Here is a 27,000-nt window from a genome sequence, read left to right as displayed (position 1 = left end):
GATCGTGAAGATTCGAGCGATGATGATGGTGGGGGCGATGCTGACCGTGGCACCGACACTTGGTGCGCAGACGGCGACGGCGCGTGCGCCGATGGAGCTCACCGAGGCGTCGATCACGGACGTGCAGGCGGCGCTGACGGCGGGGCGGATCTCGAGTGTGCAGCTGGTGAAGCAGTATCTCGCGCGCATTGCGGCGTACGATCACGCGGGTCCGGAGTTGAACTCGCTCATTCGCATCAACCCCAAGGCCAGCGCCGAGGCGGCGGTACTCGACGCGGAGCGAAAGGCGGGGAAGGTGCGCGGGCCGATGCACGGGATACCCGTGATCATCAAGGACAACTACGACACCGGTGACATGCCGACCAGTGCGGGATCGTTGGCGATGGCCACCAGTCAGCCGGCGCGCGATGGGTTCGTGGTGAAGAAGCTGCGCGACGCGGGGGCGATCATCCTGGGCAAGTCGAACCTGCACGAACTCGCGGCCGGCATCACCAGCATCAGCTCACTCGGCGGACAAACACGCAATCCGTACGACCCCACGCGATGCCCCGGTGGCTCAAGTGGTGGTACCGGTGCAGCGATCGCGGCCAGCTTTGCCACGGTGGGATGGGGGTCGGACACGTGTGGCTCCATTCGTATTCCGAGCGCGTTCAATGCACTGGTTGGACTGCGCCCTACGCAGGGGCTGGTGAGTCGGCGTGGCATCGTGCCGTTGTCGCACACGCAGGATATCGGTGGTCCGTTGGCGCGTACGGTGACCGATCTCGCCATCGCGCTCGATGTGAGTGTGGGCTACGACAGCGAAGACGCGGTCACGTCGGTGTTGCGTGAGAAGCCCGCGCCGAAGTTCATGGCATCGCTGGACAAGAACGCGTTGCGTGGCGCGCGCATTGGGCTGTTCCTGCCGTACTTCCGCGACACCGACGCCGAGATTGCGGATACCGTGCGGGCCGCCATTGCGGCTATGCGCGCACAGGGCGCCACGGTGATCGATGTGCCGATGGCGGAGTTCGACACGCTGATGGCCAACACCAGCGTGATCAACCTGGAAACGAAGTTCGATCTCATCGACTACCTGCGCACCATACCGAACGCACCGGTGAAGTCGCTCCGCGAGATTTTGGATCGTGGCCTGTATGACCGTCAGCTCGAAGTGCGCTTCCGCGTGATCGACACCGTGCTCAACGCCGACAGCGAGCAGCATCGCACAGCGTTGGCGCGTCAGGTGACGCTGCGGGCGCGCATGGAGCGCATTCTCGACAGCTTGCAGCTCGATGCGATCGCGTATCCCACGGTGCGGCAGAAGCCGACACTCGTGGGCGAAGTGCAAAGTGGCAGCACGTGCAATTTGGGCGCGCAGAGTGGCCTGCCGAGTATCAGTGTGCCGGCGGGATTCGCGGGTGATGGATTGCCGATCGGTATCGAACTGCTCGGCAAGGGCTTCACCGACACGCGCCTGGTGGCGATGGCGTACGCCTTCGAGCAATCGGGGTCGCGTCGCGTGGCGCCGAGTACGACGCCGGCGTTAATCGCGGGCAAGGCGCCGGTGTCGGCGGCGATCGTGGTGACCACGCGCGCCCGTGGACTGGTGGCTACTACGCGCATTACGCTCGATCGCGTGCACAGTGTATTGCGCTGGTCGGCCACGGTGCAGAACAGCGGTGGTGCCCCGTTGTCGGCACTGGTGCTGCGGCGCACGGGCGATGCGGGCCGCATCTCGGGGCCGATCTCGGGCGCCGTGGTGGGCGGTACGACCACTGCCAGCATCGCGATCCCGGCTGGTGCCAGTCGCGTGAGCGCACGATTGCTGGGGCCGGGTCAGAGCTCGGGGAGTGGGTCGTTCCCGCTGACCTATGCCGATCGTGTGGCGTTTGAAGCCGGGCGGCTTTCCGTGGCCATGTACACGGCTGCTGGGGTGGAGCCGGTTGAGGTGAAGGTGGGGCGGTAAGTGATCGCTAACAGCAACTGCAACAGCAAAAGCGGGAACACGGATTCAAGAACTGGATATCGCCGATTACACAGATAAGCCGATTGGCGCGCGATGCAAAATCGATGACTGATCGTTTTTGCTTATCTGTGAGATCCGTGAAATCCTCGAGAATCCGTGTTCCCGCTGTTGCCGTTTCCGTTGCGGACTACTTCACAACGATCGTGACAGTCGGGGCACGCTGGGCTGCGAGCGAAGGTGCCGCAATGCATGCAGCAAGTAGGAGGACGGCGGGAGAGGGCGGCAACGGCAACAGCAACAGCGGGAACACCGATTCAAAAGGGATATCACCGATTTCACCGATAAGCAAAAGCGATACAACTACGAGCTGTGGATAGGGGGCGGGACGGCTTATCTGTGTGATCCGCGGCATCGATGTTCAAATCCGTGTTCCCGCTGTTGCGTTTGCGGTAGCGGTTCTCAACCCAAACTCGACCCGTGACAGATCGCCCGCACGGCGCGAAGTTCACGGCATGTCGACCACATCATTCTTTCGCTCCGCCCTGATCGCCGCGACACTCGCCGGCGCGCTCGCGGCGAGCCCGGCGCAGGCACAGCATGCCTTCGCCGACCCCGGCGCCACGTTCGATCCGCGCGTGCCCACTCCCGCGCAGATCCTGGGCTACGATATCGGTGCCCGCTTCACACCGCAGCGCGCCATGATGCGCTACATCGAGCGTATTGCCGCCACGTCGAAGCGGGTGAAGGTGGACACCGTGGCCCGCACGTTCGAGGGGCGCGAGATGCTCATCATCACCATCTCGAGCGAAGCCAACATGGCGCGGTTGGAGGAGATCCAGCGCGACGCCAAGCGCATCGCCGATCCGCGCGGGGCGAGTGCGGGGGATATCGATGCGGCGATCAAGCGTATCCCGAGCATCGTGTGGCTCGAGCATTCCGTGCATGGCGGTGAAGCGTCGGGCGCTGAGGCGGGCCTGGCGCTGCTGTATCAGCTGGCGGCCGGCACCGATGCCGATACCAGGCTGGCGCTCGACAGCACCGTGGTGCTGATCGACCCCAACGAGAATCCAGACGGACGCGAGCGGCACACGCATGACATCGAGCGCTACGGCAGCTCGCAGGGTGTGCCCAGTGAGCCCGGTGCGCTCAACAATGCCGGGTCGTGGCCGGGGCCGCGCACGTCGCACTACTACTTCGATCTCAATCGCGACTGGTACGCGCAGTCGCACCCCGAGTCGAAGGGGCGCGTGAGCACGTACATGAAGTGGTGGCCGCATGTGGCGGTGGATCTGCACGAGCAGGGCAGCAGCTCGAGCTTTTACTTTGCGCCGCCGCGTGAGCCGGACAATCAGAACAACCCCAAGCACCTGCCAAAATGGTTCGACATCTTCGCCGCCGCGCACGGCGCGGCGTTCGACGTGCATGGGTGGTCGTACTTCCGCCGGGAAGGCTACGACTCGTTCTATCCGGGCTACGGCGAAGGGTGGCCCATGCTCACGGGCGCCATCGGCATGCTGTTCGAGAGCGCCTCGAGCTCGGGCGGTGCGGTGATGCGCAACGACGGCACGCTGCGTACGCTACGCCAGGCGGCGTTCGAGCACTTCACGGCTGAATGGGCCACGGTGAAGACGTCAGCACGCAGACGTACGGAGCTGGTGCGTGACTATGCAGCGGCGCGCGCGAACGCGATCACGGTGCACGCCAAAGGACCGCTGCGGGCGGTGATGCTGGTGCGTGATGGCCAAGGTCGGGCCGATTCACTGGTGCAGAAGCTGCGCGACAACGGCATCGAGGTGCAGCGTCTCACGGCCGATGTCGCGGTGGCCAACGCGAGTATGTACGCCGGTGGTACGGTGCCCACGATGACCGCCAAGGCAGGCAGCTATGTGGTCGACCTCGCGCAGCCGCAGGGTTATCTGGCCAAGGCGTTGCTGGAACCCGATGCCGCGCTGGATTCGGCGTTCATCAAGTTCGAACTCGAGCTCCGTCGTACGGGACAGCGCAATCGCTTTTACGACATGACCGCGTGGTCGTTGCCGTTAGCGTGGCGCGTCGATGCGTACGCGCTCTCCACCGTGCCGGGCTCACTGGCGATGGTAACTGACATGCCGCGCACGTTCGTGGCCCCGGCGCGCTCGGTGTACGGCTATGCGTTTGCGCCGGGCAGCGAGGCGAGCATCCGCTTGCTGGCGTCGTTGCTCACCGACTCGGTGCGCGTATGGTACGCGCCGTACTCGTTCACGTCGAAAACGAACAAATTCCACAACGGCGCCTTCGTGATTCGCGCCGCGCTCAATCGCGCCGATGTGCACGACGTGGTCATGCGTCGCGCCGCCGAAGCCGGGGCGCAGGTGGCCTCCATTCCGTCGGCCGGTGTGGACGAAGGCACCGACCTGGGTAGCAACTCGGTGATCCCGGTGCAGCGGCCCAAGGTGGCGTTGCTGGGTGGCGCCCCGGTGAACGGCACGTCGATGGGCTTTGCGTGGTACGCGATGGATCAGCGCATCGGCTACGCCAGCACCATCATCGACGCGAACTTCGTGTCCGGTGGCGACATGAGCGCCTTCAACACGCTCATCATTCCGTCGGTGCAGTCCGCGGCGCTCGATCGCGCATTGGGTGACGCCGGTCGTGCGCGCCTGGCCGATTGGGTGCGCAACGGGGGTGTGCTGATCACGATCGACGCCGCCAGCGCGTGGGTGGCGCAGGAACGCGTGGGACTCGTGCGCACGCGCGTGAAGCGTGACTCCACGCGGGCCGACAGCACGGGTGGCGCACCGCTGCCGGCCAGCCTGCCGGGCGTGCTGGCACGGGCTACGGTCGACACGCTGTCGCCGCTCATGGCTGGCATTCTGAATAAGGAAATGCCGGTGTTCGTGAACAGCGATCGCGTGTACACGATCCCGAAGGATCTCGCGGCCGGCGACGCCGTGATGCGCTTCGCGCCGGCGGCGCGGGTGCGGATTGCGGGCTACTACTGGCCCGAGGCCGCGGCCAAGCTTGGTGGCTCACCGTACCTGTGGACGGAGCGCGCGGGACGCGGACGCGTGATCATGTTCGCGCATGACCCGGTGTACCGCGATCAGCTGCGCGGCACGCTGCCGATTTTTGCGAATGCGGTGCTGTTGGGGGGGAGCTACTGAGTTCCTGATAGATCGCAACGGCAACGGCAACAGCAACAGCGGGAACACGGATTCAGGCAGCGATTCCACCGATCACACAGATAAGCAAAGAACGATTAATCATCGATCTCTGCTGCGCACCTCAATCGGCTTATCTGTGTAATCGGCGATATCGGGCTTTTTGAATCCGTGTTCCCGCTGTTGCAGTTGCTGTTGCAGTTGCTGTTGCTGTTCTCGATCTATCTCGCCTAGGCAATACTCGCCGCGTACGCCGCCGCAAACCGCCCCGTATCCGCCGCCTTCATTCCGCACACGCCCACCCGCAGTCCCTCCGGCATCGGCACCACGAACACGTTTGCGGCTTGCAGCTTCTCGCACACCACGAACGGATCCGGCGGCGCGGGCAAGGTCACGAAGAATCCGCCGTCCCACGCGGCTCCCGGCAGTCCCTCGGCTTTGAGCGCGGCATCGAGTGCCGCCACGCGTTCCGTGAGCACGCCGCGCCAATGCGCATGTTCGGCGGCCAAAGCGGCCTGCGCCGATTCACTCTTGGTCATGCGCAGCAGCACGCTCATCGGCGCGCGGGCGCAATTGCTCCACGTTCCGCGGCAGCTCGACACCAGGGCGCCCTTGAGCGCGGGGTCGCCGCTCCACGGAAACACCAGCGCACCGGCGCGTGAGCCGTACAGCGTGAACGCCTTGCTGAGGCTCAGGCTCGCGCACACCAGCACCGACTGCTCCGCCCCGAAGTCGGCGTAGTCATCGAGGGCTTCGCGCACGCTGTCGGGATTGCGCGCGTAGTCGAGATAGGCGAAGTCCAGCAGCAACGTGACCGGGCCCTGCGACGCGATATCCCGCAGCACCGACAACAACGTGCGACGATCGTCGCGCGACAGACTGCGGCCGGTGGGATTGTGGCACGGGTCATTCAGCCACACCAGCAACCGGCCCTGATCTTCCAGCAGATCGCGGGCCTTGGCTTCCCAGGCGCCCACGTCGAGCGATTCACCGGGCGCGGGATACGGCGCCGTTTCCAGTCGCACCGCGGCTTCAGCGGCGATGGTGGCGTACGGACCCCAGAAGGGCGCGGCGGTGAGAATGGCCTGCCCGCGCTCCACGAAATTCTTGAGCGTGAGCGCCAGCGCGCCCGAGCCACCGGGCGTGGCCGCCGCCACGCCGGGACTCGTGAGCTGCGGCCAGTGCCGTTGCGTGAGCGCCAGCAAAAACGCCGGATCGCCGGCGATCGGCGCGTAGGGCGCGATCTCCATCGGGGTGAGTTCTCGCCAGAGCGCCATCACGCTGTCGAGTACCACCAGCTTGCCATGGTCGTCGAGCAGTGCGCCGACGGTGGCGTTGATAACCGGCGCTCCCGTGGCCGCCCGTTGCTGGGCGGCCGCGTTGAGCGTGAAGATCAGATCGTCGCCGGCGAACCCCTGGCGCGAGTCGAGGAGATGAGTGCGCATCTCCTAACCTAATGCGATCAGCGCTTGCTGCTCAGCGCTTGCTGCTCAGCGTTTGCTGCTCAGCGTTTGCTCGACGGCGGGACCATGCCCTTCATGCGCATGTACGTCACGATGTTGCCGTAGTGCTCTCCGTCGTGCACCGCGTTGAGCGCGAGCGCCGCCAGCTTGGTGCTCTTCGACCCGAACATATCCACCATCGCCGTACCCGACGCCGCCGGGATGTTGTACGCCTTCATGCAATGCGCCGTAGACGCCTTGAGCGCCGCCATTAGAGCCGCCTTGGTCTTGGCCGCTTTCTCGATGGCGTCTTCGGCCGGCACCTTCTCGCCCAGCACCGCCGCGCAGATCAGATCCTGCGTGCCGGCCACGTGGCCGATGAGTTCACCAAAGCTGCGCACGGTGGCAACCGGCTTGTACGCATAGTCGGCGTCGGTCATCTCTTCGGCCGCCTTCGTGATGTTGTCGATCATCCCCTGCCAGTTGCTGTACAGCGCGGCCATGGCGGGGTCCTTCGGCGCCTGCGCAGCCGCGGTGTTCGGCGTGGCCACGACGGAGATGGCAGCGACGGCCATCACGGCCGTGAACATTCGGGTGGTGCGCATCATGAGAACCTCGAGCGAAACGGGGGGAGTGTTGCGGACGCATCAATTATGCGTTCCGCCGTCGCGCCCGGCGAACGCTCAGATGAACTCCAGGTCCAGATCGCCACCGGCTGGCACCGCCGCCCATCGCGCCAACAGTTCATCCCGCTTCGCGCGTACGCGGCCCAGCTCGCTGTCGGTGAGCTGCCACCGCCCCGCCGGTATGGTCTTTCCCACGGCTTCCCGTGACGCCACGTACTGCGCCGCCTGTACCGCAAAGGCCTCCGCGGTCATGGCCTCACCCTGCCGCCACTCCGCATCGAAGAGCCCGACGAGCAGCTCCACGACGAGCGCCTCGTCCGGAATCGGTCCCCTTGGCCACGGCTTGGCGAAGTCGGTGATCTCCCAGCCCTCGGCCAACAGTCCGTAGAACCCTTGGCGAAATCCGAGTGCGGTCTCGACGGCGAAATGTGTGAGATCGTGAATGGGCATCACGAGTGCGGTTGGCCCATGCAGCCGCTGCCACGTGACCGACCCATCGCGTCGCGTACACGTGAGCGACGCGGAACCATCCGCATGCCGCTTGAGGTGGATGTGCAGAGCGACGGTGCGTTTTACCGACATGGAGGGACGGGTTCGTTTGCGAATTGAGATGCGAGCAACTGAACAACTTTACCGCGGATTGCGCGGATCACCCACCGATGAACACGTCGTGGGCGACGAGCGCCCGTCGAGGCTAACGCGCTCATCCGCGGTCATCCGTGCAATCCGCGGCCAAGCTGTTAGCACAATCCGTTCACCACTGCTGTCCAAACGTGATCAACGCCTTCCACGGCGCCGCCTGATCCACCTTGCGCGTGGCACCCACAAACACGCCGCCCGAGAACAACCGGAGTCCGGCGGTAACCGATGCGCGAATGCCATCGGTCGGTCGCGCTACCGGTGCCCAACTGGCCAGCAGCGTCGTGTCGATCGGCGCGCCGAGTCGCTCGATGCTGGTGCGGGCCGCGTCGGTGACCGCATCGGCCCAGCCACTCTGTACGCCGACACTCAAGCCCGGAGCGAAGGCGGGCAAGAAGAAGCGGCCGGCGCGAATCGGCTGACGAAAGTACGGGCTCGTGTACTGCAACGAGGCGCGCAACACGGCGGCGCGTGAGCCGGCGAATTCCTTATCTTCGTAGCCGGGGAGATTCTGGAACTTGCCCAACTCGAACAGTTGTTGCGGCGGGATGCGAGAGCCGAACACCGTGCCCACATCGCCGCGCGCCAAGGCCACGAACGGACCGAACGGCTTGCGGGCCGTCGCGCGGACCTCGGCCCGCTGCCATTGCAACGTGCCATCACCACGCTCGTACGAGAGGCGTGCGCCAACACCAGGCTTGGCAAACTCCGCGCTGAAATCCGGATGCCATTCAATCAACGCCGTGGTGCGCAGATAGCTGCCCTGATCAATGCGGCGATTCTCGCGATAGGCGTCGCCACCCAAAGGACTGCGCACATACGACGCGGGGCGATAGCGGTCGTCGGCCACGCCGAACTCGACGCGCGTTAGCAGTCGGCGTGCACCGGTCGTGCGCACGGCGGCGATCGTGGCGCTGCGCCGGTCTACGTAGTCGTAGGGGTCCTGCGACGCGAGCAGCGCACCGATGGTGTTGCCCGAATCGAGCGGCACGCGGAAATCGTTCGTGTTGTCGAGCGAGCGGCCAGCCCGCACTTCGAGTGCGGTAGGGCCGCGCTTGCGTTCTACCGAGAAGCGGCCGCGCGCGGTGCCTTCATTCCAGGCCCAGCCGGCGTTTGCGCGCACGACAACGCCGGGAGCGAGATCGCGCAGCGACCACTTGAGTCCCGTGCCGGTGTACACGCCTTCCACGCGATTGAAATGGAACGCGTCGCTGGCGCGCGGTACCGTGTAGTCGAGGCGTGGAGCGCCGGTGGAGCGCCAGCGGTCGGGACCGATGTCATTGAAGTCGTCGGAGTGCATGCCGACCGACAACGCGCCGACGTCGGCTTGCCAGGCGCCGAAGCGACCGAGCGAGTCGGGGCTCGCGAACGAGAGGCGGCGGCGCGACAGGGCGCGCAACGAGTCGGCGGCGGCGAGTGCGCGCGCATCGAGCACGGTGTCGTTCACGTCCAACTGCGAGAAGCGTGACACGATACGAATCACGGCGCGACCGTCGCCCAATCCCGGGAAGGTGGCCTGCAGTTCAATGCGCTGCTTGGCCGGCAGCCAGTACTCGCCGTTGCGTTCCCCGTTCTCGTATTCCACGAAGGCGACCGCGTCGCCGAGCGAGGCCGCCAAGCCGCGCCGTGGGACATTGGCGCGCACGAAGTAGCCACGCAAGCGCACCAGCGTACCACGCGAGGCGTCGAGATCCATCTCGCCGTCGAAGAGCACCGCCGATCCCTTGAGATCGGTACGCGGCTGCACGCGCACATGCGCGATCGGAATCACGCGATCACCGGCGCGCATGGTCACGATCGTGTCACCGCCGGAGTAGCGATAGTACTGATCGCGATCGACCGCCAACGGATGAATGGCCGGCAGCGTGTCGGCGTCGTCGTTGCGCGTGCTGGGGCGACCGGGGGGCGTGCGGCGCGACGAACCGGAGCGCACACGCAACCGGTTGCCGTACAACACCGGATTGAGCCAGCCGGTCTGGAACACCGACAGCATGGAGATATTCGGGCCCGTCTGCTGCGCGCGGTATCCGACAATGCGCTGATCGTAAAAGCCGGTGCGGTTCCACTTGAGCGTACTCGCCACCTGCTCCACGGCGGCGACGGCTTCGGTGCCCTCTTCGCGCCGGAGCAGCACCGAGATCTCGGTCTCCACGTTCGACCGGAAGCTGATCAACGACGTCGGCAGCACATTCCGTTTACTGGCATCCGCCAACAGATCGCGGAGCGCACGCGGGGCGGTGGCGGTAGTGCTATCCGTCTGAGCGGCGACGGGATTGGGCGCGGCCACCAACCAGGCACACGCGCCAGCAGCGGCGAGAAATGAGGGAATTCGCATGCCACATGGTACGCAGCGGTGCAACCGAAGTTGCACCCCCTTACTCCATACCCCGTACTTCGTACTTCGTACTTCGTACCCCGTACTTCGTACTCCCTACCCCTTGAGCTGCTGCACCCGCTCGGCCGCCGCCGTCCAATCATGCACCGCGTCATCGAGCTCGTCACGCGCGTCGTCGAGCGCCTTGCCCAACGCGGCCGCCTTCTGCACACCGGCTTGCGTGTCGTACAGCGTGGCGTCGTCGAGTTCTTCGCTCATGCCCGCGATCTTGGCTTCCAACAGCGACACCCGCAGCTCGGCGTCGCCTAGCGCCTTGTCAGCCGCCCGCTGCGCCTTGCGCACATCGTTCGACGTCGGGGCCGCGGCCTTGGCGTGACCACCGGCGTGGCCGTGCTTCCCCTGCGATTTGTCGTACGCCTGTTCCTTGGCCTTGTCGGCCCGCTCGCGCTCACGCTGCAGCTCGCGTTCACGGTCGCGCACCTTGGCGTTCTTCTCCGACTCGCGTTGCGAAACTTCGCGCGCGTCCTTCTCCGCCTTGATCTTGTTCTCGGCCCGCAGCGCTTCCCACTCCACGAAGCTGCCGGGGAAGATGATCAACTTCTGATCCTTCACTTCCCACACCTGCGTGGCCAATCCGCGCAGCACGGCGCGGTCGTGGCTCACGATCAGGCAGCTGCCCTCGTACGCCTCGATCGCATCCTCGAGCGCTTCGATGCTCTCCACGTCGAGGTGATTGGTGGGCTCGTCGAGAATGAGCAGGTTGTTGGTGGACAACGTGAGCAGCGCCAATGCCACACGCGCCCGTTCACCGCCCGACAACGTGCCCACCGTGCGCTGCACTTCGTCGCCGCTGAATCCGAAACGACCCAGGTGACCCTGCACCTGACGACGTTCCCACAGTGGACGTTGGGTGGCGATCGCTTCGTAAATGGTGCTGTCGAGCGGCAGGTGGCCGACATCCTGACGGTAGTACGCCACGGTGGTGCTGGGTCCCATCTTCACGCGACCCGCATGCGCCGGATGCTCTTCGACCAGCGTCTTGATCAGCGTGCTCTTGCCGGCGCCGTTCGGGCCCACGAGGGCGACCACTTCGTTGCGCTCGAGCACCACGTTCACGTCACGCAGCAGTTCGCGCGTACCATTCGGCGTTTCCACTGCCACGGTCACATGTTCGGCTTCGATCACCCGATCGCCGCTGCGATCGCCCGCCGACAAGCGCAGCGCCATCACGCCGTCACCACCGATGGGCGCCGACAAGCGCGGCATGCGCGCCAACAGCTTGCGACGTCCCTTGGCCTGCTTGGTGTTCTGACCGGCGAGATTGCGCGCGATGTAGTCGGTTTCCGACTGGATCTTGGACTGCTGCTTGTCGAACTGGCGCTGTTGCGTGAGCCGTTTCTCTTCGCGCTGAATGAGGAAGGACTCGTAGCTGCCTTCGTAGGAAAAGGCGGAGCCGCCCTCGAAGTGCAGCACGTGATTGGCCATCACCGCGAGAAAGGCGCGATCGTGACTGATGCAGATCACGGTGCGATCGGTGTCGCGCAGATACTGCTCGAGCCACGCCGTCGTTTCGAGATCGAGGTGATTGGTCGGTTCGTCGAGCAGCAGGATTTCGGCCGGTGTGGCAAGCTGACGGGCCAACGCCACGCGTCCCCGTTCACCGCCGCTGAGCGTGCCGATGCTGGTGGCCCTCGCGGCCTCCGGATCGAAGCCGACACCCATCAGCACCGCGTCGACCTTGGCGGCCATCTGATAGCCACCCTCGCGTTCGAACCGTTCGAGATCGCGGCCGTACTTCTCCATCGCCTCTTCGCCGTGATCATGCTCGAGATTCGCCGCCTGCGTGGCCAGCGACGCCTCGAGCGACCGCAGATCACCAAAGGCGTCGGCCACGATCTCCCAGAGGGTCATGCCATCGGGGAAACGACGGTGCTGGTCCATGAGCGCCACCCGCAGTCCGGGCATACGCGCCACGGAGCCGCTGGTGGGCGTGAGGTCGCCGGTGATCAGGCGGACCAGCGTGGTTTTGCCCGTGCCGTTGCGTCCGACCACGGCCCAGCGGTCGCCGGAACCGACGGTGAGCGAGATGTCGCGAAAGATCTCGGACGCGCCGAAATCCACCCGCGCGTTGCCGATCGAGATAAGAGTCATGCCTGCGCCTGCAGGAGATGTGCAAAAACGGTCATTCGTGAGAGTAACCGGACTTCCACTCGGCGCGAAGCGCTTCCGCCACGCGGGCGATCTCGGCCCGCCGCGCGGCCGGCCAGCGCTGCACTCGCCACACCAGCGCGCGGCCGCGCCATCCGTCGCGCCAAGCCACGGCCACGTCGGCGGCCGTGGGCAGCTGCGTCACGAGCAGCAGGAGCACGACGACGGTGAGCCAGGTGGCGTTGCCGGTGAGCCAGAGCGCGGCGACGGCGATCAGCGTGAGCAGCACGTACCACGCGGCGACCACCTGCAGTCCCGGCACAAAGGCCCGAGCCACCACGTCGGCGCGGGCCTTGGCGAACCGGTGGGCGAGGCGCCACACCAGCCAGAAGATCGGCCCATGGGTGAGCCACCCGATCAGCGCCGCGGGCGTCATCAGTAGCAACGCCCACCGCGGCGTGAGCCGGGCTTCGGCGGCCACGCCGGCACCCTGCAGCACTCTGGCGTGGTCGCGGGCCGAGGTGCGGATGCCGCCGGCCTCGTGCACCAGATGCGAGAGTTCGGAGACGAACGTATGCACGCGAGCGGCGTGCGGCGTGGCCGCCTCGCTGCGACGGTTCGCCACCAGCGGTTCGGCCAGCGGCACCAGGCGCGCGGCCCGCTCCAGCAACGGCGCCTGCGACGCCGTGGTCGCCGGCGGCTGCACGGCCGCCACGGCGGCCACGAGTTCATCGCATTCGGTGCGCGCTTCCCAGTCGGGCGCATTCCGCGTGACGGCCAACAGCGAGGTACGGAGCTGGTCGGTGAGGGCCGAGACACCGGCCTCAAAGCCGTTGGCCAGCCGCTCATCGCGCCATCCGCGCAGCGACCACCCGCGTCCGACCACGGCCATGGCATCGGTGCCGCTGGTGCGCGCCGCCTCATACTGATTCCCAAAGGGCACCACTGTTACGTCAAATACAGAGCCATTATCGATCGACTGAAGCGCCATCATAGCAACACCTGTGCGTAATCTTCCGATTTGCGGTGCATCGTGAACACCACCCTGCGGAAAGACGCCGACCACATGCCCTTGGGCGAACGCCTGGGCCATCCGGCGCCCGGCTTCGGCGTTTACGGCGGCCATGTCGACACCCATCGCCCGCATTTTCCGCGCGTCGCGGACGCGGGTGACCGGGATGACCCCCATCGCGTCGTAGCCTTTCCCGGCCGCCCCGCCCGCGCCGGCGGCGATCGTGGCCAGATAGCGCACATGACGCGGGCAGGCCTGAAGCCCCAGCAGCACGTCAGGCAAGTCGTTGGGGTGGTTGCCAATGAACAGCACCGGGCCCGTGCTCGGGACCATCCCCAGCTGCACCACGACCGTCTCCCGGTAGAACCATCGCAGCGCGCGCCGCGCCGACCAACGCAGGAAGGCGCGGAGCAGGCTGAAACGATCCGGGTTGAACGACGGGAGCGGCGCGGGCACCATGTCCGCAAAGAAAGCGCACCCGAGCGGCCCGGACAATGAAGCTACGGCTTTACCGCACCCTTGTACGTCACGAGATACACTCGGCCGCCGACATCATCGGTGATGATCAGTGAGCCATCGGGCATCGCGCCGACACCCACCGGGCGATGCTTGGCACGATCGGGCTGGACCTGTTCCGCCGGCAGACCCGCGAAGCCGTCGGCAAAGATGATGTACTCGCCGCCCGAGAGCGGCTGGAACACCACCTTGTAGCCGGCCTGCGGCGCCGGCGCGCGATTCCACGACCCATGCATCGCGATGAAAGCGCCACCGCGGTACTTGTCGGGGAAGTTGCCGGTGACGGGATAGAGGAAGAGCGACATCGGCGCCCAATGGGCCGGGAACACCGCGCGCGGCTCCTTTTTGGACGTGCAACGGGTGGTCTTTTTGCCGTCGCCGCCATACTCGGGCGCGTCGACGAGGTGCCGCTCGGTGATCGAGTAGTAGCAGTCCGGCCAACCGAAGTCGTCGCCCTGATTGATCTGAATCAGCTCTTCACCGGGGTTCTCAGCCTGGTACGCCACGTCGGGAAACACATCGGGCCAGCTGTCGTGCAGCTGATCGCGGCCGTGCTGCGTGCCGTACAGCGTGCCGTCCTGCGCGAGGGCCAACCCCATGCCGTTGCGGATGCCCGTCGCGTAGCGCGCTTCGGGGTTGAAGCGCTGCCCGAGTCGGTTCGCGTCGAAGCGCCAGACACCGGCGCGGGTGAGCAGCTCCGTACACGGATCGACGCCGGGCGACCCCAGCGTGCGGTCTTTCACCTGGCAGCTGTTGGTGGCCGAACCAACGTTCACGAACAGCGAGCCCGTGGTGTCCATCGCGAAGTTGCGCGCCCGATGACCGGGCGTGAGCGGAAACCCATCCACCACGACTTCACGCTTGCCAGCGGGCACGAGGGCGGTGTCGGCGCGGGCGTAGCGCACGATCGCGGTGCCCTCGTCCACATACACAAAGCCGGCGGCGATCGCGATGCCGGTGTTGCCGAGCGTCCCGACGCGCTGCATGAGGTCGGCGCGGCCGTCGCGGTTGGTGTCGCGTAGCGCGACGAACGACGTCGGCGGCGGTGTGCGCGTGCCGGCGGGGAGCGCCTGGGGCGTTGGGTTCGTGCCCTCGATCGCGATGTACACGTCGCCGTTGGCGGCCACAGCCACATGGCGACCATGGGTGACGCCTTCGGCGAACACGGACGCGCAGAACCCGGCGGGAAGTGTGAGACCAGCGCTGGCCGCGCCACTGCTGTCGGGGCAGGCCACCGTCGATGTGTCATTCAGCGAGGCGCTCGCACCGCCGGAGTCGGACGGCGAGCGGTCGGGAGCGCTACAGGCGCCAACGAGCGCAACGGTCGCTGCGACAGCCGCGACGGCGATGCGCGGAAATAGGCGCGATTGAGACGTAACCATGGACGGACGCTCCAGTTCAGGGACATTCTAGGAACTCCGAACAGTCGAGCAAGAACTGCACCACACACCGAGTCACCCATGTCCCGTACAACTTCGCGCTGGAGCCTGTGGTTGGCCACCGGCATGCTGACCGCCGCGACCATGAGCGGTTCCACGATGCAAGCGCAGTCGCCCAATCCCGATTGGGCCAACCTGGCGCGCTTCCGCAGTGCGAATGCGCGCGTCGGCGCCCCGCGCGCGGGTGAACAGCGCGTGGTGTTCATGGGCAACTCGATCACCGAAGCGTGGGCCCCGCACTTCGCCACGATGTTTCCGAACAAACCGTACATCGGGCGCGGCATCAGCGGGCAGACCACGCCGCAGATGCTGGTGCGCTTTCGGCAAGACGTCGTCGCGCTCGCGCCGGCGGTGGTGGTGATCCTGGCGGGCACGAACGACATCGCCGGCAACACGGGACCGTCGACCCTCGAGATGATCGAGGACAACATCGCGTCGATGGCCGAGATCGCGCAGGCGAATGGCATTCGCGTGGTGCTGTCGTCGGTGCTGCCGGTGTTCGACTATCCGTGGAAACCCGGCCTCGAGCCGGCGCCGAAAATCGTGGCGCTGAACGCCTGGATCAAGCAGTACGCGGGCACACACCACGCGGTGTATCTCGACTATCACACCCCCATGGCCGACGAGCGCATGGGACTCAAACGCGAACTCGGCGACGATGGCGTGCATCCGAACATGGCGGGCTATCGCCTCATGGCGCCGCTGGTGGAGTCGGCGATTCGTGCGGCGCTGCAGCTGCCGTTGCCACGCGCTCGGTAACGGACAGCTGACCGAAGTGTCGCATGCCGTGTTCGACGTGAGCAGCATACGGTCTACGCCGCGTGACGTATGTCAGCGCGCAGGCGGCCTACGTATCCTTGGCGGCATGACATCTCACTGCCAACGTGCCCGTCGTTTCTTACCGTCGCTGTCTGCTGCCGTGCGCGTGGCGCTGCTGTTCATGCTGTCCGTGGCCTCTGGGGCGTGCGACGTGGCGGCGGTGAACAATCCGTACGCCGGTCGCGCCGTACCGACGCCAGTGACCGTGAGTGGCTCGCGACAGTATGCGCGCATCTCGGCCGGATTCTTTCACAGCTGCGCGGTGACGACGAGTGGCCAAGGCTGGTGCTGGGGAAGCGATGAGTACCGGCAGCTTGGTGCCGCGAGCGCGCCGCCCCTGTGCGGCACGTTTTCCTGCAGCCGGACTCCGCTGCGGGTGGCCGGCCCGCTGGCATGGTCCGATATCGCCGCCGGCGTCACGTCCACCTGCGCGCTCACCACCGAGGGGCGGGCCTACTGCTGGGGTGGCGGTTACCCCGGCGTACGTACGTTGCTCGGCGACAGCACCACCGCATCGAGCGCCACACCGGTACGGGTGCAGACCGATTCCACATTCGTCGCCATTACCGTTGGCGGGGCGCATAGCTGCGCGCTCACGGCCGGCGGCACGGCGATGTGCTGGGGTGAGAATCAATTCGGACAGCTGGGCGACGGCACGGCCACATCGAGGACGGCGCCGATGGTGGTGGGGAGCCCCATACGCTTCGCGTCGATTGACGCCTCGCTGAGCACGACCTGTGCAGTGGCAGTGGACGGCATCGGCTACTGCTGGGGATCGAATCGCTGGGGACAGCTCGGTGTGGGTGAGGTGCCGTACAACTCGTTCGGACTCGCCGAGGCCCGTCCGCGGGAGGTCAGTGGCGGTCGGCGCTGGACCCAATTGGCGACGGGCCACGAGCACACCTGTGGCGTGACCACCGCCGGTGCCGCGCTCTGCTGGGGCCTGAACGAAAGCGCCGGTCAGCTGGGCGACGGCACCGTGATCTCGCATCGCGGCGTGCCCTCGCCGGTGGTGGGCGGACGCACATACGACGGCATTGCGGCGGGCGCGGTGGGCACCTGCGCCCACACGCCGGGCAATGAGCTCTATTGCTGGGGCAGCAACTACTTCGGCGGCCTTGGCAACGGGGAGACGCAGTCGAGCGGCGTAAACCGGCCGGTGAAGAACATCGGCGGCGCGTTCCGCGGCGGCGACGCGACCCGACACCACCGCATGGGCATGGGCGGCAGTCATGGCTGCGCCCTCAAGACCGATGGATCAGCGAGCTGCTGGGGGGACGCGTTTTACGGACAAACCGGCGATCGCTAGAATACGCGAAGTACGCACAAACTTTTCACGCTCATCCTCCGGCCGGATTCGCTCATGCGCCTGCTTCGCTCGTTCTGCCTCGCTCTCGCCTTCGCCACGCCGATGGCAGTTCACGCGCAGGTGGCGAAGCCGTCTGCGATGCCGTCGGCCAAGCCGGCCGCCGTGGCCGCACCGAAGGCCGCTGCGGTGGCCGCCGCGTCTGGCTTGATCGACATCAACAGCGCCAGCGCCGACGTGCTCAAGGGCATTCCCGGCATCGGTGACGCGTATGCCGCCAAGATCATCGGCGGCCGTCCGTACAAGGCGAAGAACGATCTCGTGTCGAAGAAGATTCTCTCCGCCGTGCTATACGCGAAGATCAAGGACCGCATCATCGCGAAGCAGTAGGCGATGAAAGGCGGCAAAGGAGGAACGGGGCGCAAGCGGCTTCCGGCCAAGCCGGTCACCAAGGAGAAGCCACATGACGGTCCGAAACGCGGCGCGCCGAAACGCGATTGGGGGGCAGTGGATCGCGACGATCCCCTGCCCCCCACGACCCCTAAACCTGCGCGCGGTTCTACCGCTTCTTGAGCCGGCGCAGTTCGACTTCGGCGGCCATGAAGGCGAAGCCGGGCCATCCACCGCCCTGCATGGCCCGTTCGAAGGAGCCACGTGCGCGGACGGTATCGCCCTTCACGAGATACCAGGTGCCGAGGCCGTAGCTGAGCGTCGCGATCTGCACGTCGGCGGTGTCGGCCGGTGTGAACAGTTGATCGGGGGTGACGGCACCACGATACAGCCGCAGTCGCGACGCGTAGGCGTAGCCCGGTGGCGCAGCGAGTGAATCGGGCTTTCGCGCCAGCATGGCGGTGGCTTCGGCGGCACGACCGGCGCGCGACAGCGAGAGCCACAACCAGTCGGTGCTCCCGGTCAGTTCACCACCATCGGGCGCGCGCGGCTGCGCTTTCGCAAACAGTGAGGCGGCCTGCGCGAAGTTGCCTTGCAGATAGCGCAACACCCCGAGGTGAAACAGAATCCCGTAATTGGTGCTGTCGAGCGCATAGCCAGCGGTGAGATCGGCATCGGCCTTGGCGAACTCGCGTACCGACAAGAAGCGATGTCCACGCCACCGCAGCAGCATCGCGCGATCGCGCTTCGACTGCGCCGTGCCGTCGTTGGGAACGGCGGCCAGTCCGCGGGTGAACGTCACGATGGCTTCGCGGAACTGTCGCACATTCGACTGCGCCACACCGAGCGTGATATAGCGCGGCAGATGTGTGCGGTCGCTCTCGAGCTGCTCCTTTGCGTCTGCCACCTCACGCGTCGTCGCCATCGAGCGATACACCTCGCCTTCGGGCGAACGATACTGCACCGACTCGCCCGGTAGCGCTTCGAGCGAGCGATACCAGATGTTGCGGAAGCGCACCGGATGTTCGTGATCCTGCAGTGCGATCGGCAAGCGGTCGGGATGCGCCTCATACGGCGGACGCGAGCCGTTGGCGGTGGGCCCGATCAGTTCACGATGATCCTGCACCAGCACCCCGTTGTGCAGCACCGAGATCATCGCCGGCGAGAGCAACCGATTGGCGGCCGAGAAGCGCGGACGACGGTACGTGATGTCGTAACTCTGCCACTCGCCGGGCGCGCGACTGGCGTTCACGAGCGGCGGATACTGCCCGTACAGCGACGCCGCTTGACCGTCGGCGTACGTCGGATTGCGATACGAATCGAGCACCTGCACTTCGTAGCGGCCGCCGCCAAAGAACACGCCGCTATTGCCGCGATCCTGATCGCTGCCGCGCGCCGGGGACGGTGACATCCACTCGATGTGCAGCTGCACATCACCGACCGAATCGCGCGACATGATGCCACCCGTACCCGGCGCCACTTCGAACGCGCCGTCGACAATGCGCCACTTGGCCGAGCTGCCGTCGTTCTGTGTCCAGAGCGCGAGCGAGGTGCCGCTGAACAGCACAATGGCATCGGACGGTGGCGGCGTGAAGGAACCGGCACCCGGCGTCACGAGCTTTGGCGTAGGTCGCGCGCGCGAATGCTGTGGCCATCCGCCAAGGGGAGCTTGCTGCGCCGATACGGACGTCGAGACCGACGCCAGCGCGAGGCTGAACAGGAGGGAGAGTCGCATGCGGATGAACGTGCAACCGCCTGCGCTTCGGCGCTACTTCCCCTTCCCGAACATCTTCTTCCCGAGTGTGAATAGCATCACGGCAATCGCACCGGACACGAGTCCGACCAAGGCATCGATCACCGTGGTGGCCATGAACGCGAGTACGGCGCTGCGTTCGGTCAGCGAGTGGCCCACCCCTTCCACAAAATGCTCAATAAACGGCACCCCGTGCGCGATGATGCTGCCACCCACGGTGAACATCGCCGCCGTACCCAGCACCGAGAGGCTCTTCATGAGCAGCGGCGCCGCGCGCAGGATGAACGCACCCAGCGCACGGGCGGTCGCATCCGTTCGGCGGTGTAGCGCGAGCCCGAGGTCGTCCAGCTTGACGATGCCGGCCACCAATCCGTACACGAGCACCGTTGCGCCGATCCCAACGGCACTGAGCGCCACCACCTGTTGCATGAGCGGGGCGGCGGCCATGGTGCCGAGGGTAATGACGACGATCTCGGCGGACAACACGAAGTCGGTACGTACGGCGCCCTTCACCTTGTCCTGCTCGAAGGCCACCAAGTCCACCGACGGATCGGCCACGGCCTTCAACAGTTCGCCCGACTTCAGCTCGTCATCATGGTGGAGATACTTGTGCGCGAGCTTCTCCACGCCTTCGAAGCAGAGGAACAGACCGCCGATGATCATTAACGGCATGATCGCGACCGGCACGAATGCGCTGATCAGCAGCGCCGCCGGTACGAGGATGAGCTTGTTCACGAACGACCCCTTGGCCACCGCCCACACGACGGGCAACTCGCGGTCGACGTTCACCCCCGATACCTGCTCCGCATTCAGTGCCAAGTCGTCGCCCATCACCCCGGCGGTTTTCGTGGCCGCCACCTTGGTGAGCACCGCGACGTCGTCGAGCAGCGTCGAGATGTCATCGATCAGGGCGAGCAGACTGGAAGCAGCCATTGGTCCGGATTTGAAGGGGCGGGGTGACGTGCGCTGTCAGGAATTTGACTGACAGGCACATGGTGTGCCAGACGGCAACGGTTGAACGACCGCAGAGGAGCAACCGCCAAAGCAACAGCCGGAACACGGAGTAGGCGGATTGCACCGATATCACAGATAAACGAACCGCGCTGTTTGCTTATCTGTGTCATCAGTGAGATCCGTTCCCTCCGTGTTCCAGCCGTTGCTGTTGCCGTTGCCGTTACTGCTGCGGCCCGTCAGTGCAGTCGTACCACCGGCACGCCGACATACACGCCACCGGCGTCGAGCGTGGCGAATTTCGGCACGACACTCAGCGCGCCGACCTGCACACCGTCTCCGGATTCGACGCCGATGCCGATCACGCTGCCGATGCCGATGAGCGTATTCCGGCCGAGTCGGACGGGGGCCGTTTTCAGGATGCCGTGTTCGACCACATGACCTGAGACGTGGGCGTCGGATCCGATCACGACGCCGTCGGCGAACTCGAGCAGGTTGTGGTCCATCAGGGAGAGGCTGTTTACCCACACGTCGCGGCCCACGCGTGCGCCGTTGAGGCGCATGTACCAGTTCCAGATCGTGGTCGAACGGAACGCCGGACCGGCGAACACGCGCACCACGTGGATGGTCATCAGGTAGCGCCCCCAGTCGAGCACGGGCCAGCTGAAGTCCCGCAGCGGCAGCGCCACGTCGGCCGGCGTGCGCCAGCCGAGGGCTCTGGTGGCGAGCGCAGAGTACGCCATGAGCGAGATGGCGCACACGAGGTACACTGGCGCGAAGGCGAGCGACGCCAGCGTCAGGCGAATCCATGTGGACAGCGGCCACGTGGACTGCCAATGTATGAACAGCACAGCGGGAGCGAGCGCGAGGCCGGTGATGATCGTTTCCACGAACACCACCGACACAGAGGCCCAGAGGAACCGAGCCGTACCACGCGATGTCGCCATCATTGAGCCCTACGCAGAGCGTTTCGCATGAGAAAGCCGGAGAGGCGGCGGTGAGCGAGCGCGGAGACATTTATCCCGCCTCGCACCACCCTGAACATTGTCACGTTCAGGGCGAAGGGCCACCACTGATCTATATCCCCGGTCTCGACGGCACGGGTCTGCTCTTTTACCGACAGGCGCGCCTGCTCGCGCACCGCTTCCGCGTGATCACCTTCCGACTGCGCGATGATGCGCGCAGTATGGACACGCTGGTCGCCGAGATCGTTCGCCATCTGGACGAGGCCGTGCCCGACGGAACGCCCGCCATCGTGGTCGGTGAATCGTTCGGGGGCGCACTCGCCATGAGCTTCGCGCTGGCACACCCGGCGCGCATCCGTGCGCTCGTGATCCTCAACTCTTTCTCGCGCATCACGCCCAAGCTCAAGCTGTACGCGGCCATCACCGCCGCCAGGGTCGTTCCCTGGGGTACGATGCGCATGGCCCGGCAGCTCACCGCCTCGCGCCTGCATTCGTCGCACACGCACCGCGACGAGATCAACCGTTTTCTCCTGCTCACCCGCGCCACCACGCGACTCGGCTACATCAACCGGCTGCGCATCCTCACACACTACGACCTGCGTCGCCACCTGAAGGAGATCCGCGTGCCGACGCTTTTTCTCGCCGCCGACGAGGACCACCTCATTGCATCGGTCGAGCAAGCCACCTACATGTCGGCGCGTGTCCCCAACGCCGCCATGCGCGTGCTCCACGGCCACGGCCACGGCTGCTTCCTGGCGCCTGATCTCGATCTCGACGTGATCCTGCAAGCGTGGGGTAATCGCTAGGCCGCATCGAACAGCACCGGCGCCGGCAACGGCAACAGCGGGAACACGGATCTTAGAGGGATGACACCGATCGCACAGATAAGCCGCGCCGTGTGTACGTCTCGCATCGTTGATCTTCCTGCAACACCTCAAGGCTTTTGTTTATCTGTGTAATCCGAGATATCCCCTTTTCATCCGTGTTCCCGCTGTTGCCGTTGCCGTTCGCTGTCCTCACGCGATCACGCCACGTCCATCCCCGTGCCAGCCGTGTAGATCTCCGTCCACTCCTGTGCATCCAGACGCACCGTGAGCGCCGCCACCGCTTCGCGCATGGCCTCCAACCGTCCGGAGCCCGCCAAGGGAATCGGGCGACTCGGATGACGCAGGAGCCACGCGAACGCGATCGTGGCCGCACTCACCCCGTGCCCGGTGGCGATCTGCTGCAGCATGCCGCGCACACGGCGGGCCGCCACGTCTTCGCTGGTGAACAACTTGCCGCCGGCCAGTGGCGACCAGATCATGGGGCGGATGCGCCGCCGTTGGCAGTGATCGAGTGTGCCGTCGGTGAGCGGCGTGCGATGCAGCGGATGCAGCTCGATCTGGTTCGTCACCAGTGGCGTACGACTTTGCAGCAGGTCGAATTGCGCCGGGGTAAAGTTCGACACGCCGAAGTACCGCACCTTGCCCGACGTGCGCAGCTCGTCGAACGCTCGCGCCACCTCGTCGGCATCCATCAATGGATCGGGACGATGCAACAGCAGCACATCCAGATAGTCCGTGCCCAGCAGGCGCAGCGATTCCTCGGCGCTCGCGATGATGTGCAACGCCGAGCTGTCGTAGTGCTTGATCCGGTGCGCCGGGCGCGCGGGATGGCGCAACCGGATGCCGCACTTGCTCACCAGTTGCATGCGCTGTCGCACGCTCGGCGACAACGCCAACGCCTCGCCGAACAGCTCTTCCACCCGATAGCCACCGTAGATGTCGGCGTGATCGAAACTGGTGACACCGAGATCGAGACACCCCTCCATCCACGTCAGCCGTTCGGCCGCGCTCCACGTCCAATCGGCCAGGCGCCACACGCCAGCGACGATCGGCGACAGGGCGTACTGACCGGGCGACGCCGGAACGTGCATACTTTCGGTCATAGCGGTATGATTATGGTTGAGTCAGCCTGGGCCTCTGAACGCACGGAGGTCTACTCCTCCCTGTCTTCAGCTGATTGCCGTCATGGGTTCGCCGTTCGCAGGGTCACGCGCATACGATACGCCGATGGGCGTGATGTGGGGCACGGGTGCGAAGATCACGGCCGCTGACGATGCCTTCCTGAGGATAATCGGGTACACGCAGGACGAGCTTGCGGCGGGTCGCATCGATTGGCGCGCGTTGACCCCGCCCGAGTTTCTGCACCTTGATGATGCCGAGATGCGGCAAGCCGCCGCCAGCGGTGGCTTTACGGTGCCCTACGAGAAGGAATTTTTCCGGAAGGACGGGTCGCGCGTGCCAGTGCTGCTGGTGTGCGCGTTCATTCCCGACCAGCCGGACCATTGGATGGGCCACGCGGTGGATCTGTCACCGCGCCGACGAAGTCCCGCCCCGCCGCTCACGCATCTGCCGCAACCGATCGCGCCCGCGCCCGATGAGTTCTACCGGCGGCTGGTCGGCGAGCTGGTGAATGAGCGGAACCGGTTGCGCACCGTCCTCGACAACACGCCGACGCCGATCTGGGTGGTCGACCGCGAGTATCGGCTGCAGAGCGCCAACGCGGCGTTCAACGCCGTCATCGAGCAAATGACGAATCGCCGTCCAGAGATCGGGGACAGCGTCTTCGTGGCTAGCACCGATGCCACGATGCGCGATCGCTGGAAATCGTGGTACGACGGTGCGCTGCAGGGCACGGTCGTGCACGGATCGGCGCGCACGACCTTCGACGGGATCGACTATGTGCGCGACCATACCGTCAGCCCGATGTTCGATCAAACCGGTGAGGTGTACGGGGTGTCGGTGGTCTCGCACGATGTCACGGCGCGCATCGTGAGCGAGGACGCGCTGCGGGTGAGTGAGTCGCGCTTTCGCACGCTCGCGTCGGCGTCATCGCTCGGCATCTTTCTGGCCGACCCGACCGGCCAGTTTCAGTACGTGAACGAGAGACTGGCGTCGATGCTCGGGGTCTCGACCGACGCGTCACGCACTGGCGGCATTCTGGTGCACGTGCATCCCGAAGATCGCGATCGCGTGTCCGACGAACTGGCGGGCGCGAGTCGCGCCGGCACCGACCTGATCACGGAGTTCCGTGTACGGCGCGTCGGCGTGCATGGGAGTGAGGAAGACCGTGCGTTTCGGCTCTGGTTGGCGGCGGTTACGGAGAGCGAACGGTGCACCGGGTTCGTGGGAACGGTGGAAGACCAGACCGAGCGCCTGACCTCGGCCGCGCAGGCCAAACAGAGCGAGCGCATGGAGTCGTTGGGCGCACTCGCCGGTGGCATCGCGCACGATTTCAACAACATGCTCGCGGTGGTCCTGGCCAATGTCGATCTGGCGCTCGGCGAACCCAACGTGCCCGCCGCGGTGGTCGACGAGCTCGAGTCCATCGGCATTGCGAGCACGCGCGCCCGCGAACTGATCCGACAGATTTTGACCTTCAGTCGGCAGGCCGATACGCCGTACGGTGCACTCGACCTCACCGCGCTCGCGGTCGAGAGTGTCCGCCTGGTACGCTCGACGATGTCGACGCGCGTGCATCTCGAGGTCGCCCTTCCGAAGGAGCCCGTCAACATTTCCGGGAACGCCAGCGAACTTCAACAGATGCTGGTCAATCTGTGCGTGAACGCCGAGCACGCGGTGCGCGCAACGCATTCGCCGGCGGTTGCGGTCACGCTGCACACCGAATTCGACGCCACCGGTCGTCAGGTCGCGGTACTGACCGTACAGGATAATGGCATCGGCATGTCGGCCGAGACCGCACGTCGAATCTTCGAACCGTTTTTCACCACGAAGGCGATGGGCGAAGGCAACGGCATGGGCTTGGCCGTCGCGCACGGGGCGGTGCTGGCGCACGGCGGCACCATTTCAGTGAATACGGCGCTCGGCGAAGGCACATCGTTTCGTATCGAACTGCCGCTCGCTGATCGGGAGCCCACGCCACGCGTACCAGAAGCGTCGATCATCTCCACGTCGGGCGGGACGTTGTTACTGGTCGACGACGAACCGTTCCTCGCGCGGGCGCTGGCGAAGGCGTTGCAGCGGCGCGGCTATACTGTCGTCACGAGCCACGATGGCGAGGACGCCCTGCGTCAGCTCGATCAGGGCACCGTCCGGCCCGATCTCATTCTCTCCGACGTGTCCATGCCGAACATGTCGGGAGATCGCCTCGCCGAAGAGCTGCGCGTGCGCTATCCCGCAGTTCCCGTGGTACTCATGACCGGCTTCAGCCGCGACGTGAGTCCCGACGGCCCCCGTGGGGCGAATGTCGTCGAGGTGGTGCAGAAACCCATGTCCATCGACACGCTCGTCGAGATCATCACGAGCGCGCTCGACCAATAGGGGCATCCGCTACTCGTCTTCGCCGCGATACACGCACCCTGATGTACACGTTTCCCGAACTACGATCTGACTCAGACCGGCGAGCGTAGGTACGAGACGACGCCAGATCCACCGCGCGATGACTTCGCTGGTCGGATTCTCCAGCCCGGCGATATCATTCAGGTAATAGTGATCGAGCTCGTCGATGATCGGCTTGACCGACGCTTTCAGGTCGGCGAAGTCCATGACCCATCCCTCGTGGGCCGACAGCGGCCCTCGCACGTGGACGGTCACTTCGAACGAGTGCCCATGCAGCCGCGCGCACTGGTGCCCCGGTGGCACATTCGGTAACCGATGCGCGGCTTCAAAAGTGAACTGCTTGTAAATCTCCATCAGCGCCTCCGCCGTCGAAACTTCGGTCCGGACATGTGTCCGAACTTAGCGAAGTCGGCCGTCAAAGACGCGGTCATTGCGGCACGGCACGCGGGCGCGCAGGATTGCGATCGAGCGCCGTACGCGCAGCGCGCTGCAGCGCACGCACATCGTTCGGTGCGATGGCCGAGCCCGGAATCGTGGCCGGTAGCAGCTCGACCCGAATGCCGGTGAGTCGTTCCAGCAGCACGATCGCCGCGAGGTAGGTGCCGGCAGCGGTCGGATGCCGTCCGTCGGCCGAATAGAGCGCGTTGAGATTTCCGTAGGCCACCCACGCATCACCGGCCGGCGCGAACAGGCCATCGATGGCGACGGCGGCATTCGTGTACGCTTCGCGCACGGCAGGAAAATCGAACGTCCGGTCAACCGTCGGCCACACCATAAACAGCACCGGCGTGGCACCGGCCGCTCGGATTGGGGGATCGAACTGCTGGCTCCAGGTGCGCAGGGTGCTCTGGCTGGCCGCCAGCGCCGACGACCCCTGTTGCATCACTACGTACTCCCACCGGTTCTTCGCGAGCGACGACCGCGCCGTGCCCTCGGCCCAATGATCCTCGAGGGCGAAGTCGGCGAACGCCACACCGGCTGCCCGCACGTCCGTGCGCCCCGCGTGCTGCGCGACGGCCATGAACATGCCCGGCAGGTCGTTGGTGTAGGTCAGCGAGTTCCCAATGAAGAGCACCCGCACCGAGCCCTCGGGAAAGCCGGGAGCGGTGGGCGCGCTCTTGCAGCCGGCCAGCATCGACGGCACCAGCATGGTGGCCAGCATCGTGATCGACGCCAGCGCGGTCGAGAGAAATCGAGGCATATCTTGATCGTAGCACGCTCCCCTCGC

Annotated in this window: 20 protein-coding genes; 7 read left to right on the top strand and 13 right to left on the bottom strand. The window is 65.7% G+C overall.

The features are described from left to right. Nucleotides 1-4 precede the first annotated feature (4 nt). Nucleotides 5-1,948 (top strand): amidase family protein, encoded by a 1,944-nt coding sequence (locus tag RMP10_RS20180; RefSeq protein ID WP_310571885.1) that lies wholly within the window; start codon nt 5-7, stop codon nt 1,946-1,948. Nucleotides 1,949-2,460: 512 nt separating this feature from the next. Beyond that, the gene (locus RMP10_RS20175; protein WP_310571884.1) at nt 2,461-5,091 is read left to right on the top strand and encodes a M14 family zinc carboxypeptidase; all 2,631 of its coding nucleotides are present in this window, start codon (nt 2,461-2,463) and stop codon (nt 5,089-5,091) included. A 227-nt stretch (nt 5,092-5,318) separates the two neighbouring features. Here the strand turns inward: RMP10_RS20175 and RMP10_RS20170 are convergent, their stop codons facing one another. The 7 genes from RMP10_RS20170 to RMP10_RS20140 form a co-directional block, all read right to left on the bottom strand. Further along, nucleotides 5,319-6,533, bottom strand: a complete 1,215-nt coding sequence (locus RMP10_RS20170) for an aminotransferase class I/II-fold pyridoxal phosphate-dependent enzyme (protein ID WP_310571883.1) — start codon at nt 6,531-6,533, stop codon at nt 5,319-5,321. Between the two features lie 59 nt (nt 6,534-6,592). After that, nucleotides 6,593-7,138, bottom strand: coding sequence for a DinB family protein (locus RMP10_RS20165; protein WP_310571882.1), 546 nt, complete (start codon nt 7,136-7,138; stop codon nt 6,593-6,595). Nucleotides 7,139-7,213: 75 nt separating this feature from the next. Then, nucleotides 7,214-7,738, bottom strand: a complete 525-nt coding sequence (locus RMP10_RS20160) for a hypothetical protein (protein WP_310571881.1) — start codon at nt 7,736-7,738, stop codon at nt 7,214-7,216. Nucleotides 7,739-7,910: 172 nt separating this feature from the next. Further along, on the bottom strand, nt 7,911-10,130 hold the full coding sequence (locus tag RMP10_RS20155; RefSeq protein WP_310571880.1) for a hypothetical protein: 2,220 nt from the start codon (nt 10,128-10,130) through the stop codon (nt 7,911-7,913). A 96-nt stretch (nt 10,131-10,226) separates the two neighbouring features. Next, entirely contained in the window at nt 10,227-12,281 is a 2,055-nt protein-coding gene (locus RMP10_RS20150; RefSeq protein WP_310571879.1) for an ABC-F family ATP-binding cassette domain-containing protein, read from the bottom strand. A 31-nt stretch (nt 12,282-12,312) separates the two neighbouring features. Continuing rightward, nucleotides 12,313-13,749, bottom strand: coding sequence for a 1-acyl-sn-glycerol-3-phosphate acyltransferase (locus RMP10_RS20145; protein ID WP_310571878.1), 1,437 nt, complete (start codon nt 13,747-13,749; stop codon nt 12,313-12,315). A gap of 41 nt (nt 13,750-13,790) precedes the next feature. Then, entirely contained in the window at nt 13,791-15,188 is a 1,398-nt protein-coding gene (locus tag RMP10_RS20140) for a PQQ-dependent sugar dehydrogenase (RefSeq protein ID WP_310571877.1), read from the bottom strand. Nucleotides 15,189-15,311: 123 nt separating this feature from the next. Here RMP10_RS20140 and RMP10_RS20135 point away from each other — a divergent pair, with 123 nt between their 5' ends. The 3 genes from RMP10_RS20135 (at nt 15,312) to RMP10_RS20125 (ending at nt 17,760) form a co-directional block, all read left to right on the top strand. Beyond that, nucleotides 15,312-16,004, top strand: coding sequence for an SGNH/GDSL hydrolase family protein (locus RMP10_RS20135; protein ID WP_345785835.1), 693 nt, complete (start codon nt 15,312-15,314; stop codon nt 16,002-16,004). A gap of 106 nt (nt 16,005-16,110) precedes the next feature. Next, a complete protein-coding gene (locus RMP10_RS20130) occupies nt 16,111-17,373 on the top strand; it encodes a hypothetical protein (protein ID WP_310571875.1) in 1,263 nt (420 codons plus the stop codon). Nucleotides 17,374-17,427: 54 nt separating this feature from the next. Then, nucleotides 17,428-17,760 carry a helix-hairpin-helix domain-containing protein gene (locus RMP10_RS20125; protein ID WP_310571874.1) on the top strand — a complete coding sequence of 111 codons (333 nt, stop codon included), beginning with the start codon at nt 17,428-17,430 and terminating at the stop codon, nt 17,758-17,760. A 169-nt stretch (nt 17,761-17,929) separates the two neighbouring features. Here RMP10_RS20125 and RMP10_RS20120 read toward each other — a convergent pair whose 3' ends face one another. The 3 genes from RMP10_RS20120 to RMP10_RS20110 all read right to left on the bottom strand — a co-directional run bounded on the left by RMP10_RS20120 (nt 17,930) and on the right by RMP10_RS20110 (nt 21,414). Further along, on the bottom strand, nt 17,930-19,495 hold the full coding sequence (locus tag RMP10_RS20120) for a family 16 glycoside hydrolase (protein ID WP_310571873.1): 1,566 nt from the start codon (nt 19,493-19,495) through the stop codon (nt 17,930-17,932). Nucleotides 19,496-19,528: 33 nt separating this feature from the next. Next, nucleotides 19,529-20,446 (bottom strand): DUF808 domain-containing protein, encoded by a 918-nt coding sequence (locus RMP10_RS20115; RefSeq protein ID WP_310571872.1) that lies wholly within the window; start codon nt 20,444-20,446, stop codon nt 19,529-19,531. 257 nt (nt 20,447-20,703) lie between these two features. Continuing rightward, on the bottom strand, nt 20,704-21,414 hold the full coding sequence (locus RMP10_RS20110; protein WP_310571871.1) for a hypothetical protein: 711 nt from the start codon (nt 21,412-21,414) through the stop codon (nt 20,704-20,706). A 47-nt stretch (nt 21,415-21,461) separates the two neighbouring features. Here RMP10_RS20110 and RMP10_RS20105 point away from each other — a divergent pair, with 47 nt between their 5' ends. Further along, nucleotides 21,462-22,235: an alpha/beta fold hydrolase gene (locus tag RMP10_RS20105; RefSeq protein WP_310571870.1), complete on the top strand. Its 774-nt coding sequence runs from the start codon at nt 21,462-21,464 to the stop codon at nt 22,233-22,235. A 218-nt stretch (nt 22,236-22,453) separates the two neighbouring features. Here RMP10_RS20105 and RMP10_RS20100 read toward each other — a convergent pair whose 3' ends face one another. After that, complete coding sequence (locus RMP10_RS20100) at nt 22,454-23,359, bottom strand: aldo/keto reductase (protein WP_310571869.1); 906 nt, start codon at nt 23,357-23,359, stop codon at nt 22,454-22,456. 82 nt (nt 23,360-23,441) lie between these two features. Between RMP10_RS20100 and RMP10_RS20095 the strand changes: the two genes are divergently transcribed. Next, nucleotides 23,442-25,754 (top strand): PAS domain S-box protein, encoded by a 2,313-nt coding sequence (locus RMP10_RS20095; RefSeq protein ID WP_310571868.1) that lies wholly within the window; start codon nt 23,442-23,444, stop codon nt 25,752-25,754. Between the two features lie 9 nt (nt 25,755-25,763). Here RMP10_RS20095 and queD read toward each other — a convergent pair whose 3' ends face one another. Beyond that, complete coding sequence (gene queD, locus RMP10_RS20090; protein ID WP_309671178.1) at nt 25,764-26,126, bottom strand: 6-carboxytetrahydropterin synthase QueD; 363 nt, start codon at nt 26,124-26,126, stop codon at nt 25,764-25,766. A 73-nt stretch (nt 26,127-26,199) separates the two neighbouring features. Then, the gene (locus tag RMP10_RS20085; protein ID WP_310571867.1) at nt 26,200-26,973 is read right to left on the bottom strand and encodes a hypothetical protein; all 774 of its coding nucleotides are present in this window, start codon (nt 26,971-26,973) and stop codon (nt 26,200-26,202) included. Nucleotides 26,974-27,000 lie beyond the last annotated feature (27 nt).

It is taken from the genome of Gemmatimonas sp., assembly GCF_031426495.1.
In the GTDB taxonomy this organism is placed as follows: domain Bacteria; phylum Gemmatimonadota; class Gemmatimonadetes; order Gemmatimonadales; family Gemmatimonadaceae; genus Gemmatimonas.
This window is presented reverse-complemented; position numbering and strand designations above follow the sequence as displayed.